The organism is Streptococcus infantis (assembly GCF_047460825.1).
Lineage (GTDB): Bacteria > Bacillota > Bacilli > Lactobacillales > Streptococcaceae > Streptococcus > Streptococcus infantis_V.
In genome coordinates, this window is the sequence record NZ_JASHFO010000013.1 from 16123 (window position 1) to 30421 (window position 14299).

At 40.3% G+C, this 14299-nt stretch carries 14 protein-coding genes; 11 read left to right on the forward strand and 3 right to left on the reverse strand.

Going from position 1 to position 14299, the window contains the following annotated elements:
- Position 1 precedes the first annotated feature (1 nt).
- From QM911_RS05330 to QM911_RS05345, 4 genes are all read left to right on the forward strand, one after another.
- The gene (locus tag QM911_RS05330) at positions 2-2434 is read left to right on the forward strand and encodes an ATP-dependent Clp protease ATP-binding subunit (RefSeq protein WP_075228382.1); all 2433 of its coding nucleotides are present in this window, start codon (positions 2-4) and stop codon (positions 2432-2434) included.
- Positions 2435-2681: 247 nt separating this feature from the next.
- Positions 2682-3728, forward strand: a complete 1047-nt coding sequence (locus QM911_RS05335) for an AAA family ATPase (RefSeq protein WP_414313335.1) — start codon at positions 2682-2684, stop codon at positions 3726-3728.
- Between the two features lie 21 nt (positions 3729-3749).
- Positions 3750-4526 (forward strand): nicotinamide riboside transporter PnuC, encoded by a 777-nt coding sequence (gene pnuC / locus QM911_RS05340; protein WP_075228384.1) that lies wholly within the window; start codon positions 3750-3752, stop codon positions 4524-4526.
- Between the two features lies 1 nt (position 4527).
- Positions 4528-5301: an NUDIX domain-containing protein gene (locus QM911_RS05345; protein ID WP_075228385.1), complete on the forward strand. Its 774-nt coding sequence runs from the start codon at positions 4528-4530 to the stop codon at positions 5299-5301.
- Between the two features lie 211 nt (positions 5302-5512).
- On the opposite strand, the gene QM911_RS05350 is transcribed toward QM911_RS05345, so the two are convergent.
- Positions 5513-5743, reverse strand: coding sequence for a hypothetical protein (locus QM911_RS05350; protein WP_045762774.1), 231 nt, complete (start codon positions 5741-5743; stop codon positions 5513-5515).
- Positions 5744-6025: 282 nt separating this feature from the next.
- On the opposite strand from QM911_RS05350, the gene QM911_RS05355 reads away from it, so the two are divergent.
- Positions 6026-6718, forward strand: coding sequence for a hypothetical protein (locus QM911_RS05355; RefSeq protein ID WP_075228386.1), 693 nt, complete (start codon positions 6026-6028; stop codon positions 6716-6718).
- A 211-nt stretch (positions 6719-6929) separates the two neighbouring features.
- A complete protein-coding gene (locus tag QM911_RS05360; protein ID WP_075228387.1) occupies positions 6930-7616 on the forward strand; it encodes a YoaK family protein in 687 nt (228 codons plus the stop codon).
- A gap of 45 nt (positions 7617-7661) precedes the next feature.
- Here QM911_RS05360 and dusB read toward each other — a convergent pair whose 3' ends face one another.
- Together dusB and hslO are read right to left on the reverse strand one after the other, a co-directional pair.
- Positions 7662-8642: a tRNA dihydrouridine synthase DusB gene (gene dusB / locus QM911_RS05365; RefSeq protein ID WP_075228388.1), complete on the reverse strand. Its 981-nt coding sequence runs from the start codon at positions 8640-8642 to the stop codon at positions 7662-7664.
- On the reverse strand, positions 8629-9501 hold the full coding sequence (gene hslO, locus QM911_RS05370) for an Hsp33 family molecular chaperone HslO (RefSeq protein ID WP_075228389.1): 873 nt from the start codon (positions 9499-9501) through the stop codon (positions 8629-8631). The genes dusB and hslO overlap by 14 nt, the downstream gene beginning before the upstream one ends.
- 238 nt (positions 9502-9739) lie before the next feature.
- On the opposite strand from hslO, the gene QM911_RS05375 reads away from it, so the two are divergent.
- From QM911_RS05375 to dltD, 5 genes are read left to right on the forward strand one after another with little or no spacing between them, the layout of a single operon-like run.
- Entirely contained in the window at positions 9740-9871 is a 132-nt protein-coding gene (locus tag QM911_RS05375; protein WP_000358457.1) for a teichoic acid D-Ala incorporation-associated protein DltX, read from the forward strand.
- 20 nt (positions 9872-9891) lie between these two features.
- On the forward strand, positions 9892-11442 hold the full coding sequence (gene dltA / locus QM911_RS05380) for a D-alanine--poly(phosphoribitol) ligase subunit DltA (protein ID WP_414313336.1): 1551 nt from the start codon (positions 9892-9894) through the stop codon (positions 11440-11442).
- Entirely contained in the window at positions 11439-12683 is a 1245-nt protein-coding gene (gene dltB, locus QM911_RS05385; RefSeq protein ID WP_414313337.1) for a D-alanyl-lipoteichoic acid biosynthesis protein DltB, read from the forward strand. The genes dltA and dltB overlap by 4 nt, the downstream gene beginning before the upstream one ends.
- Before the next feature lie 13 nt (positions 12684-12696).
- Complete coding sequence (dltC, locus tag QM911_RS05390; protein ID WP_036757952.1) at positions 12697-12936, forward strand: D-alanine--poly(phosphoribitol) ligase subunit DltC; 240 nt, start codon at positions 12697-12699, stop codon at positions 12934-12936.
- A complete protein-coding gene (gene dltD / locus QM911_RS05395) occupies positions 12929-14197 on the forward strand; it encodes a D-alanyl-lipoteichoic acid biosynthesis protein DltD (protein WP_414313338.1) in 1269 nt (422 codons plus the stop codon). The genes dltC and dltD overlap by 8 nt, the downstream gene beginning before the upstream one ends.
- The last annotated feature ends 102 nt before the right edge of the window (positions 14198-14299 follow it).

Sequence of the window (14299 nt, forward strand, 5' to 3'; positions counted from 1 at the left end):
AATGAAATATTCAAAAGCATTGAGAGAATGTATAGAAAGTGCCTTTCTGGTCGCAAGTCATTTTGGGGCAGAATACCTAGAGTCATGGCACCTATTGATTGCTATGGCCAATCATGGTTACAGTGTGGCTGGGGCGACTTTAAACGAATTTCCATATGAGATTGATCGTCTGGAGGAAGTTGCTGTAGAGCTGACTGAAACAAAGTATAGCGATAAGGAACATTATCAGGAGCTGCCTTTTTCACACCGGTTGAAGGTATTGTTGTTGGAAGCAGAGCACGTTGCTTCTGTCGTACATGCCAAGGTATTGGGAACAGAGCATGTTCTTTATGCTATCTTACATGATGGCAATGCCTTAGCTACTCGCATTTTAGAAAAAGCGGGATTTTCTTACGAAGATCAGAAGGATCAGGTCAAGATTGCTGGACTTCGTCGAAGTCTTGAAGCGCGTGCTGGTTGGACTAGAGAAGATTTGAAGGCCCTTCGCCAGCGTCATCGTACGGTAGCGGATAAGCAAAATTCCATGGCTAATATGATGGGTATGCCTCAGACACCAAGTGGAGGTTTGGAAGATTATACGCATGACCTTACGGAGCAAGCTCGTTCGGGTAAATTGGAACCAGTCATCGGGCGCGACCAAGAAATCTCTCGTATGATTCAAATCTTGAGCCGTAAGACAAAAAATAATCCAGTCCTAGTTGGAGATGCAGGTGTCGGTAAAACAGCTCTAGCACTTGGTCTTGCTCAACGTATTGCCAACGGGGATGTACCTGATGAAATGGCTAAGATGCGAGTTTTAGAACTTGATTTGATGAATGTGGTTGCGGGAACTCGTTTCCGTGGTGACTTTGAAGAACGTATGAACAATATCATCAAAGATATTGAGGAAGATGGAAAGGTCATCCTCTTTATCGATGAGCTTCATACCATTATGGGGTCGGGAAGTGGGATTGATTCGACCTTGGATGCGGCCAATATCTTGAAACCTGCCTTGGCACGTGGAACTCTGAGAACTGTCGGTGCGACCACTCAGGAAGAGTATCAAAAGCACATCGAAAAAGATGCAGCCCTTTCTCGTCGCTTTGCAAAAGTGATGATTGAAGAGCCAAGTTTAGCAGATAGTATGGCTATTTTGCAGGGCTTGAAAGCAACTTACGAGAAACACCACCATGTCCAAATTACAGACGATGCAGTAGAAACAGCTGTCAAAATGGCACATCGTTATTTGACGAGTCGTCATTTGCCAGACTCAGCAATCGATCTTTTGGATGAAGCAGCTGCAACAGTGCAAAATAAATCGAAACACGCTAAACAAGATGAGTCAGGTTTAACACCAGCTGATAAGGCCTTGATGGATGGTAAATGGAAGCAAGCTGCTCAACTCATTGCAAAAGAACAGGAAGTTCCAGTCTATAAAGATTTGGTGACAGAATCAGATATTTTGACCACCTTGAGTCGCTTGTCAGGTATTCCAGTTCAAAAATTGACCCAAACAGATGCCAAGAAATATCTCAATCTTGAAGCTGAACTGCATAAGCGTGTTATCGGACAGGAACAAGCTGTATCTAGTATCAGTCGTGCCATTCGCCGAAATCAATCGGGTATTCGCAATAACAAACGTCCAATTGGCTCCTTTATGTTCCTAGGACCAACAGGTGTTGGTAAGACTGAGTTGGCCAAGGCCTTGGCGGAAGTTCTCTTTGATGATGAGTCTGCTCTTATCCGCTTTGACATGAGTGAATATATGGAAAAATTCGCAGCCAGCCGTCTTAACGGAGCTCCTCCAGGTTATGTAGGCTACGAAGAAGGTGGAGAGTTGACCGAGAAGGTTCGTAACAAACCGTACTCAGTCTTGCTCTTTGACGAGGTAGAGAAGGCTCACCCAGACATCTTTAACGTGCTCTTGCAAGTCTTGGATGATGGTGTCTTGACAGACAGTAAGGGTCGCAAGGTTGACTTCTCCAATACCATCATCATCATGACTTCAAACCTTGGTGCGACAGCTCTTCGTGATGATAAGACAGTCGGTTTTGGAGCTAAGGATATTCGTTTTGACCAAGAAAATATGGAAAAACGGATGTTTGAGGAGCTGAAAAAGGCTTATCGTCCAGAGTTTATCAACCGTATTGATGAGAAGGTAGTCTTCCATAGCTTGTCAAGTCAAGATATGCAGGAAGTAGTTAAGATTATGGTCAAACCATTGATTGCAAGCTTGGCAGAAAAAGGAATTGACTTGAAACTCCAAGCATCTGCCCTAAAACTTCTAGCTCAGCAAGGCTATGATCCAGAGATGGGGGCTCGTCCACTTCGTAGAACTTTGCAAACGGAAGTAGAAGACAAGCTAGCAGAGCTTCTCCTTAAAGGTGAATTGGAAGCTGGAAAGACTCTGAAAATTGGTGTTAAAGCTGGTCAATTAAAATTTGAGATTGTTTAAAAATGTGAGGTTGGAACAGATTGTTTCAACCTCTTTTTTGAAAAGTTGTTGCCCAAATAGCTACTTGGATTGTGCATTTGTTTTGAGGATTTCAAAGCAGAATGCTACTGATCAGGTTTTGCATAGCAAGTAAAAAAATCTTATCATGTAGCAATGTTTTTATAAAAAATAATAAAAAAGTGTTGACAAAGATAGAAAGATGAATTATAATACAAAATATAAAAAGTTATAAAAAGGTTGAACAGATATGAAAAAGAGTATAGCGGTGGTTTTTGGCACCTTTGCTCCCTTACATCAAGGGCATATTGATTTAATCCAAAGAGCAAAACGTCAATGTGATGCTGTATGGGTGGTAGTTTCAGGTTATAAGGGAGATCGTGGTGAACAGGTGGGACTTACACTACAAAAGAGATTTCGCTATATTCGTGAAGCTTTTCGAGATGATGAATTGACCTCTGTTTGTAAACTTGACGAAACCAATATTCCACGCTATCCAATGGGCTGGCAGGAATGGTTGGATCAGATGTTGCAGGCCATTTCCTATGACCAGACTGGTGAGGAACTTATCTTTTTTGTAGGAGAGTCCGAATACCAACAAGAATTGTCAAAACGTGGTTTTGAGACTGTTCTACAGGAAAGAAAATTTGGAATTTCGGCTACCATGATTCGAGAAAATCCAAGCAAATATTGGAAATATATCGCTCAACCTTTCCGCCGTCAGTTTACGAAAAAAGTGTTGATTATGGGAAGTGCTAGTAATGGGAAAACAACTCTAGCCAAGGATTTAGCTCGCTTCTATGATGCGCCAGTCAGTCTGGAATATGCTCGTGAGTATCAGATAAAAAATAACGTCCGAGATGATGAGCTTACTCCAAAAGACTATTATTACCTTCTATTGGGGCAATATGATCAAACTTCCAAGTTAATCGATAGTAATGCTAATCGAGGCTTGGTCATTGCAGACACCAACTCATTGGTAACCAAGGGTTATTACGATTACTACATGGAAACTGAAGAGCAGGGGGACTTGTCCGTAGAAACCTTTGATAATCTCTTCGTTTCCATCTTAGCCAAGGAAAAGTGGGATTTAATCCTCTTTGTGCAACCTGTCGGCTCTTATGTCAATGATGGTTTTCGAGACATGACCATGGCAGAAGACCATATCCGTCATAGTTTTTCTCAGCATTTGGATATGATGAGGGAGCAATACCTAGCCAATATCCCTCATGTTTATCTAGCTGATGACTATCTAGGAAATTATGAAGCAGCAAAAGTAGCTATCGATGCTATTTAGCAAGCAGATTAGGAGAAGAAAATGAAAAAAATAACTGAAAAAATTACTCGATTTATCGCAAACTTTAAAAATGTTCACGCAGAAGCTCGTAAAATTGGTTTTGCAGGAGTTATGCGTTTGCTATGGAAAGACCTCTTTGTAGGACGTAGTCTTTTCCAGTGGCTCTATTTGATTGTTTTATCAAGTGTCCCTCTTATTCTGGAGTTTACACAAAACACGGAAAGTCATGACTGGATTGGTCTCTTGGCCTCTTGGACAGGGATTGTCTGCGTTATCTTAGTAGCTGAAGGTCGAGCTAGTAACTACCTTTTTGGAGCTATTAACTCTGCAATTTATTTGGTCCTAGCTATGAATGCGACTTTCTACGGTGAAGTATTGACTACAGTTTATTTCTTTGTGATGCAGCCTATTGGTCTCTATACTTGGTTGTCTAATCGTATCAATGAGCAAGGAAAACCAGAGGAGTCTCACTTTGAAGCTAAGAAACTTGGTATGATTGATTGGCTCAAATATTTGGCTTTGACAGCCATCATCTGGATTGGTATGGGCTTTGCCTACCAAAGTATCCATAGCGCTCGTCCTTTCCGTGACAGTGTTACAGATGCGACCAATGGTGTTGGTCAGCTCTTGATGACACGTCTTTACCGGGAGCAATGGATTTTCTGGATTGCAACCAATCTCTTTAGTATTTACCTCTGGTGGGGTGAAAATATCCATATCCAAGGTATGTACTGGGTTTACACAATCAATAGTTTAGTCGGTTGGTACCAATGGACAAAAGCTGTCAAGGAGGGATAAGATGACTGAAAGGATAATCCCGGATGGAATGACAGAAAGAGAATATTTTGAGATTCATGCGACTGAGAAGGAATTTTTAGACTGGTACTGCAAACAGGATCTTCCTCAGTATGAAAAACCGAGCGTGACGGTGGATATGGTAGCTTATTGCTTTGTGGAAGGGAAAATCAAACTCTTGCTGATCCGTCGCAAGGCTCATCCTTATCAAAACTGCTTGGCTCTGGTCGGTGGTTTTATGGATAAGAGCGAAGATGCAAGGCATGCTTGCCAGCGTGAAGTGAGAGAGGAGGTTGACCTCGACCTTCCTTTGGAAAAAATCGAACAGTTGATGACAGTGTCTACTCCAGGTCGTGATCCGAGGGGCTGGACGGTTACTATCGCCCACTTGGTGTATCTACCTAGCCGCGCACTTGATCTCGTTCAAGCTGGAGATGATGCCAAGGATGTGGTTTTTGTCGATGTTGATTTTCAGACGGGCAAGTGCTTCCTAGAGGGACTAGAGTTGGAGGAGCAGGCCTTTGCCTTTGACCATTATGCCATTATCCAAGAGTCTATTAAACGAATCCAAGGGCGTCTTGACTGGAATCCGACCTTTCTCTATCTGCTGGAGGAGGAGTTCACTGTTTATGAAGGAACCGAATTGGTCAATCTCATCAACCCAGGACGACCAATCGTCAGCAATAACTTTCTCGTAAAATACGGTGAGTATGTAGAAGAAGTTGGGCTCAAACGAGTGCCTAAAAAGAAGCCAAGAAAAACCTATCGATTGAAATAAAAAGCTTTGGGATAGAAATCGATAGATTAAGTCTCGGTTTCCTAGTCTCAGTCCTGAGAAGTTTTAACAAACGATGGCTGGGTTCAAGTTTGAGAATAGAGAAAATAAAGTTTGCGTCACAAGCCAAGTCAGCTATCGTGTCAAAGGTTTATGATTCATAAAAAATCGAGGTCGGGATTCTTCCCGGCCTCTTTTTGTTGTTATTTTTTGTTTAAGGATGTTTATCTTTTTTAGGATTACTCATAAAACGAATGAATAAATCTTTGTATTTATATTTTAAATAATGTTCGTGTAAGTACATTAGAGCCACATAAACAATCATGAAAATAGTGGTTAAGTAGAACAAATCAAATGTTGTTTGAGCGTAATGAGTAGCAACCCCATAAGAAGAGAAAGCACCAATAATCATCCAAGGAAGATATTTGTAATATTTGCTTGACATAGGCCTACACCTCCAATATCCTATTTCAATTTTATTATATCCCTTCAAGAATAAAAATACAAGCGATTACACTTTTAAAAGATAGCATTTCAGTAAGAAGAATTTTTCTGTTTTTTTAAATTTTTAACGAATAATAAAGATAGGAGGGAAAAGGAAATAAATATACTCAAAAATAATTCTAAAAAATTTTAGATAAATAGTTGACAGATTTAAAAACAAATATTACAATAATGTTACAAAAATATTTCTTAACATTTCAAAAATGTTACAAAGGAGCATAAAATGAAAAATAAAACTTCTATCAAATTAATGGCCGCAACTGTACTCGCTTCAACATTGCTATTGGGGGCTTGTGGTAATAAGAAAGAAAATACCACAAGTGATAGTTCTAGCAAGACAACACAAGCATCTTCTAGTTCTAAGGCAAGTTCTTCAAGTAAAGAGAACAAGACTCAGAAATCCTCAAGTTCAACTTCATCAGAAAAAGCTAAATCATCATCTTCTGAACAGTCAACGACTACTGCTAACCAATCGCAAGCAACACCAGCACCAGAAACAAAACAAAACCAAGAATCTTCTGCTAAGCAAACCCCTTCGCAAGCCCCATCCAATCAACAAGGAACACAAGCAAAACCGAATCAGTCGGCTTATGATCCAGCAACTGATCGCAAACTTCAAGACAAGCAGGCAGAACATAACAAACGTTATAAAGGTGTCTTGACTATGGTGGACAAAGATTTTTCAGCTGCAGCTGGAAATTGGAAGGGTGCTAATGGTGAAACTATCACTGTTTCATCAGGTGGTCAATTTACAGTAGAATCTGCTGATGGCAAGAAAGAAAACTACTCTATTCAAAGCTATTCTTATACCCTTGATGATGGGAAATACAATGCTGAAGTAGGTGGTGGAAAAGTCATCCAAATTACAACAGGTGCAGATGGCACTGTCTCAAGTGTTACTTTGATTAAGCCATAGACTTTAGTATTGAAATAATTTGTTTAAAAATAGTTCAGTTGATGATTATTTACAGCATTCCCAGTTGATAAGATGTCATAAATGAACTTCAGAGATGATACTAACTTAGGAGTATATGTAATCATGTCTCCCTGAACTGACAGTTTTTCACTTAGTTTCTCCGAGAGAAGTGGTATAATGAATGCATTAAAGGGAAACGAGTGATGAATCAATGACGGATCAATTAATTTTACCTCAAAACACACGACTCATGGGAGTGTTTCTTGGCTTTATCGGTGGTTCTTTGGATGTATTCTGTCACATTCAGTATCACAGTTTGGTGGCGACACAGACAGGGAACATTCTCCTACTGATATCAGATTGGCACGACTCACATGTCATCAATACCATGTTGCGATTCTGCTCGATTATATTCTTTTCCCTAGGCTTTCTTTTTGCCTTACACGTGAAAGAATATCGCAAAACAGCCTATTGGCGGGTTAAGATGCTACTTCCCTTATTTATCGGGACCCTTGTTCTGCCCTTCTTTTCTCGTTTTCCTCTATTAGAAGTTCCTTTTATTGCTTTTGGAACAGGCATGATGATGCTAACATTTACGGGTAGTTTGATTGAAGATCATCCCTATGTCATTTTTATGACGTCTGGAAATTACCGAAAAATGTTGACTGCTTTGTATCGCATCGTTAGAGGAGAAGGAGATATTCAAGAATATCGTCGTCAAGCCTTGAACTATGGTATTGTTGTAGGTAGTTTCGTAGTGGGGGCCATTAGCTTGGCTGTATCTATGCATTTTCTCCATGAATGGTCTATCTGGATTGTCAGCTTCAATTTGTTTTTGATTATGGCATACTATATTGCTAGAGTGAAGCAACTAGATTTGCAAGATGAAAATATATAAAAAACGGCAAATCTCAAATTGAGGGATTTGCCAATTTTTATACGTTTATGCTTTCTCTAACTGTAAGAGTGCTTCAATCTCAGCCAGTGTGCTTGCTTGTGAGATAGCTCCACGAAGTTTAGCTGCACCTGATGTTCCACGGAGGTAGTGAGGAGCGAGTCCACGGAATTCACGGACCGCAACCTTTTCTCCCTTGAGGTTAATCAAGCGTTTCAAATGCTCATAGGCGATGTTCATCTTATCTTCAAAGGTTAAATCAGGAAGGATTTCTCCAGTTTCAAAGTAATGATTGATTTGATTGAAGAGATAAGGATTTCCCATAGCTGCGCGTCCAATCATCACGGCATCAGCACCGACTTCTTCGATGCGTTGTTTGGCTTCTTGGACAGTGCGAATGTCACCGTTAGCGATAAATGGAATTTTTGTCAGAGCTTGTGCAACCTTGTGAAGGATCTCGAGGTCAGCGTGACCAGTATACATTTGCTCACGTGTACGGCCATGCATGGCAAGGGCAGAAACACCAGCAGCCTCAGCAGCGAGGGCATTTTCCACAGCTAGAGATGGATCAGACCAGCCTGTACGCATTTTGACAGTGAGAGGGATATCAAGGACAGATTGGACCTTGTTAATGATAGAGTAGATCTTGTCTGGATCCTTGAGCCACATAGCGCCAGCTTCGTTTTTTACGATTTTATTAACTGGGCAACCCATGTTGATATCCACGATATCGGTCTTGGTGTTTTCTTGGATGAATTCTGCTGCGCGTGCTAGGCTGTCTTCATCACTACCAAAAAGTTGGATCGAGACGGGGTTCTCTCCTTCATCGATATGAAGCATGTGCAGAGTTTTTTCGTTGTTGTATTGGATTCCCTTGTCAGAGACCATTTCCATGACAACGAGTCCAGCTCCAAGTTCTTTTGCGATAGTACGGAAGGCGGAGTTGGTCACGCCGGCCATGGGTGCTAAAACGGTACGATTGGGAATCTCAACATTGCCAATCATAAAGGGTGTATTAAGATTTGTCATGGATGAGTTCCTCCAGGTCGTTTTCGTCAAAATTATAAGTAGTTTGGCAGAATTGACAAGTGATTTCTGCCCCGTTGTCTTCGTCCTTCATTTCCTGCAAGTCTGAGCTTGGAAGACTAGAAAGAGCCTTCATAAAACGTTCTTTACTACAGTCACATTGGAAACGAATTTCTTCTTCAGACAGACGTTTGTATGGCTCGTCACCATAGATGGCTTTAAGAAGAGCTTCAATATGGTCTTCACTCTCGAGAAGGGTTGAGATAGCTGGCATTTCTTGGATGCGTTTTTCAAAGCGAGCAATCTCTTCTTCCTTGGCTCCTGGCAAAACTTGAACTAGGAAACCACCTGCAACCTTGACCTTGTCTTCTTCGTCCAAAAGGACATTGAGTCCAACTGCTGACGGAGTTTGCTGGCTTTCTGTCAAGTAGAAGGCAAGATCTTCACCGATTTCTCCAGAGATGAGGGGAGTCATAGAGTTATAAGGATTTCCAGTGCCGTAGTCTGTGATAACGAGAAATTGACCATTTCCGACAAAAGGCCCGACTAGGACTTCGCCAGTTGCAGTTTTTTTGATGTCAACTCCAGGGTTTTGAACGTAACCTTTGACGTTCCCCTTGGTATCTGCGACAGTGATGATGGCACCTAGAGAGCTAGTTCCAAGAACTTTAACCGTTAGCTTGGTATTTCCTTTTTCATTGGCTGCGAGAATCTGGCTGGCGATAAGGGTACGACCAAGTGCTACAGTTGAGCTAGCTTGTGTTTGATGTTTTTCTTGAGCAGTGCGGACAGTTTCAGTGCTATCAAGAACATAAGCACGAAAAGCCCCGCTTTCTGATATAGTTTTAATAATTTTATCCATAGCTACTATTTTAGCATAAAAATGCTCAAAGGGGGAGTGGGGTGTCTACTATCGTTTTAAAGTGATCTGTTTACATCAGTGAAATTATGAAGAAAGAACTAAAATAGGCTAAAATGTGCTCTTTAAAAATGGTAAACAGTTGAAAATGAAGAGACTAAAGTGGTAAAATGGGAACAAGAAAAAATAGTAATTGTATATTTGCATAAAATTATTGAGAATTTACAAAAAGAAGTTAATTATGGATAAAAAGAAACCAATCTATGTTTTTTTAGGACAAACGGTCCTGTATTTTATTGTTCTACTTGGTTTGCTTTACTTTTTTAGTTACCTAGGACAAAGTCAGGGAAGCTTTATTTACAATGAATTTTAGTTTAAAGGAGAAAAATCATCGTGTCTAATAAGCCGATAAAAGATATGATTGAAGCGATTGAATATTTCGCCCAAACTCAACCTACCTTTCCAGTATACAATGTCTTAGGGCAAGAGTACACTTATGGTGATTTAAAGGCTGATTCAGATAGTTTGGCTGCAACCATTGATCAGCTAGGATTACCTGAAAAATCTCCAGTAGTTGTTTTTGGTGGTCAGGAGTATGAAATGTTGGCTACCTTTGTAGCTCTGACTAAGTCTGGTCATGCCTATATTCCAATCGATAGCCATTCGGCCTTGGAACGAGTTTCAGCTATATTGGAGGTTGCAGAACCAAGTTTGATCATTGCCATTTCAGAGTTTCCAATCGAAACCCCAGCTGCTCCAATCATGTCCTTGGAGCAAGTGCGTGAAACTTATGCAGCTCAGCATGCCTATGACTTGCAACATCCGGTCAAAGGGGATGATAACTACTACATCATCTTTACCTCAGGGACAACTGGGAAACCAAAAGGGGTGCAAATTTCGCACAATAACTTGCTCAGTTTTACCAACTGGATGATTACGGACAAGGAATTTGCGACGCCAGAGCGTCCACAAATGTTGGCTCAGCCACCCTATTCCTTTGACTTGTCTGTCATGTACTGGGCACCGACCTTGGCTCTTGGAGGAACCCTTTTTGCCCTCCCATCAGCCATTACTCAAGACTTTAAGCAGCTCTTTGCGACTATCTTTTCACTTCCAATTTCTATCTGGACTTCAACGCCATCTTTTGCAGATATGGCCATGCTGTCTGAAGATTTCAATGCTGAAAAGATGCCAGGGATTACCCATTTCTACTTTGATGGAGAAGAGTTGACAGTTAAAACTGCTCAAAAATTGCGCGAGCGTTTCCCAAATGCGCGTATCATCAATGCTTACGGTCCAACGGAAGCGACGGTGGCTTTGTCAGCAGTTGCTGTTACAGATGAGATGTTGGCAACCTTGAAACGTCTTCCGATTGGTTACACCAAACCTGATTCACCAACCTTTATCGTTGATGAAGAAGGCAATAAATTACCAAATGGGGAACAAGGGGAAATCATCGTATCTGGACCTGCTGTTTCAAAAGGCTATATGAATAATCCTGAAAAAACAGCTGAAGCTTTCTTCGAATTTGAAGGTTTGCCAGCCTACCACACTGGAGATGTTGGAACTATGACAGATGAAGGTCTTCTTCTTTACGGTGGACGGATGGACTTCCAGATCAAGTTTAATGGCTATCGTATTGAACTAGAGGATGTCTCTCAAAACTTGAACAAATCCAAGTACGTTGAATCTGCTGTTGCAGTTCCACGTTACAACAAGGATCACAAGGTCCAAAATCTCTTGGCCTATGTTATCTTAAAAGATGGGGTCAAGGAACAATTTGAGCGCGAGATTGATATTACCAAGGCGATTAAGGAAGACTTGGAAGATATTATGATGTCTTACATGATGCCATCTAAGTTTCTTTACAGAGAGGAATTGCCACTGACTCCAAATGGCAAGATTGACATCAAAGGATTGATTAACGAGGTGAATAATAGATGATGGATTTCCTGAAACAGCTGCCTCATATTGAGCCGTATGGGAATCCGCAGTACTTTTTGTACGTGATTACTGCTACCTTGCCAATCTTTATCGGTCTTTTTTTCAAAAAACGCTTTGCTTGGTATGAAATACTGGTTAGTCTGTTCTTTATCGTTACCATGTTGACGGGTGGCAAGACCAATCAATTGGCTGCCTTAGGGATATATCTAATCTGGCAAATCTTGTTGGTTCTTTTTTACAAGCAGTATCGAAAAATTCGAGATGGCAAATGGATTTTCTATCTCGTTAGTCTGTTATCATTGCTTCCCATCATCTTTGTCAAGGTGCAACCAGCTATTAATGGCATACAGTCTCTACTAGGATTTGTAGGAATCTCCTATTTAACCTTTCGTTCGGTAGGAATCATCATCGAACTTAGAGACGGAGTCATTAAGGATTTGAAGATGTGGGAGTATTTGCGTTTTCTTCTCTTTATGCCAACATTTTCAAGTGGTCCTATTGATCGTTTCAAACGTTTTAATGAAAATTATAAGACGATACCAGAGCGCGATGAGTTGCTAGATATGCTAGCTGAGTCAGTTCGATATATCATGTGGGGATTTCTGTATAAATTTATCCTAGCTCATATTTTAGGCGAGATTTTATTACCACCGCTAAAGAATTTAGCTCTACAAACAGGTGGTGTCTTTAACTATTATGTAGTTGCCATCATGTATACATTTGGTTTGGAGCTCTTCTTTGACTTTGCAGGTTACTCTATGTTTGCTTTAGCAATTTCAAATCTGATGGGAATTCGTAGTCCGATCAACTTCAACAAACCCTTTTTATCAAGGGATTTGAAGGAGTTTTGGAATCGTTGGCACATGAGTTTATCCTTCTGGTTCCGTGACTTTGTCTTTATGCGCATGGTCATGGTGATGACGAGAAAGAAGCTTTTTAAGAATCGAAATGTGACCTCAAGTGTCGCCTATATCCTGAACATGCTCCTTATGGGGTTCTGGCATGGGATAACTTGGTTTTACATCGTTTATGGACTCTTTCATGGGCTAGGTTTAGTGATTAATGATGCTTGGATTCGAAAGAAAAAAACGCTCAATAAAGAACGTAAGAAAGCAGGGCAAGCTCCCTTGCCTGAGAATCGCTGGGTTCAGTTGCTTGGCATGGTGATAACCTTCCATGTCGTGATGATTTCATTCTTAATCTTCTCTGGATTTTTGAATGATTTATGGTTTAAAAAATAAAAGGAATTAAAAAATGGATATCAAATCAGAAGTTATTGAAATTATTGATGAATTGTTTATGGAAGATGTTTCTGACATGATGGATGAAGATCTTTTTGATGCAGGTGTCTTGGATAGTATGGGGACAGTTGAATTAATCGTGGAAATCGAAAACCGCTTTGATATTCGTGTCCCAGTTACAGAATTTGGTCGTGATGACTGGAATACAGCTAATAAAATCGTAGCAGGAATTGCGGAGTTAAAGAATGCTTAAACGCTTGTGGCTGATTTTCGGGCCTGTCTTTCTAGCGGGCTTGTTGGTGTGCCTTCTTATCTGTTTCTATCCAAGTAGCCCAAGTCATAATCTCATGGAGGAAAAATACTCTGCCGCTTCGATAAGTGCAGAAAGCTTTAAGGAAAGAAGTCAAAAAGTAAGAGCTCTTACGGATCCTGATATGCGTTTTGTGCCTTTTTTTGGATCTAGTGAGTGGATGCGTTTTGATAGTATGCATCCAGCAGTACTGGCTGAAAAGTATGACCGTTCTTATCGTCCTTACTTTATGGGACAGGCAGGAGCAGCTACCCTCAGTCAGTATTTTGGAATACAACAAATTACATCCGAACTTGAAAATAAGCAAGCGGTATTTGTCATTTCTCCACAGTGGTTTACAAAAGAAGATCATGACCCGACTATTTTCCAAACTTATTTTAACAATGACCAGTTGACTGCCTTTTTAGAGAATCAATCTGGGGATGCAGCCTCTCAGTATGCTGCCAATAGACTCTTAAAGCAAAATCCTGGTGTTTCTATGAAGAGCATCGTTGAGAAATTAGCTAAAGGAGAAAAATTATCAGAGTTCGACCAAAGTATGATTAATATTTCGTCGCAATTAAATGAAAAACAATCAGCTCTTTTTGGACAATTCTCCATTCGTGGACGATTAAGGTACAAAGATAACGTTGAGAAATATTTGAGTAGTCTCCCAGATCAATTTTCTTATGAAGAATTGGAAAATATTGCACGTAAGGATGCAGAAGAAAATACGACCAATAATGATTTGGGAGTAGATAATCATTTTTACAATACTAAATTAAAGAAAGATTTGAAAAAATGGGAAGGATCTCAAAAGAATTTTAACTTTCTCAAATCACCTGAGTACAATGATTTGCAGTTAGTGCTCGATCAATTTGCAAAATCTAAGGTCAATGTGCTCTTTGTCTTTCAACCTGTCAATAAAAAATGGATGGATTATACCGGGTTAAGTGAGGAGATGTATCAACACACAGTTGAAAAAATTCGTTACCAGTTGGAGAGTCAAGGCTTCACCAATATCGCTGACTTTTCAAAAAACGGTGGAGATCCCTACTTTGTTAAGGACACGATTCATATCGGTTGGTTAGGCTGGTTAGCATTTGATAAGGTTGTAAATCCCTTTTTGAGCAATCCAACAACAGCGCCTGATTACCAAATTAATGACCGTTTCTTTAGTCAAGATTGGGCAACCTATGATGGAAATATCCAAGATTTTCAATAATATAGAAAAGGAGTTTGAACTTTTTGTTCAGACTTTTTTTATGAAATGTCGGATAGGTTACCTTCAAAAAGGTTAAAAGTTTTAAAATGATGCTAAATAGCG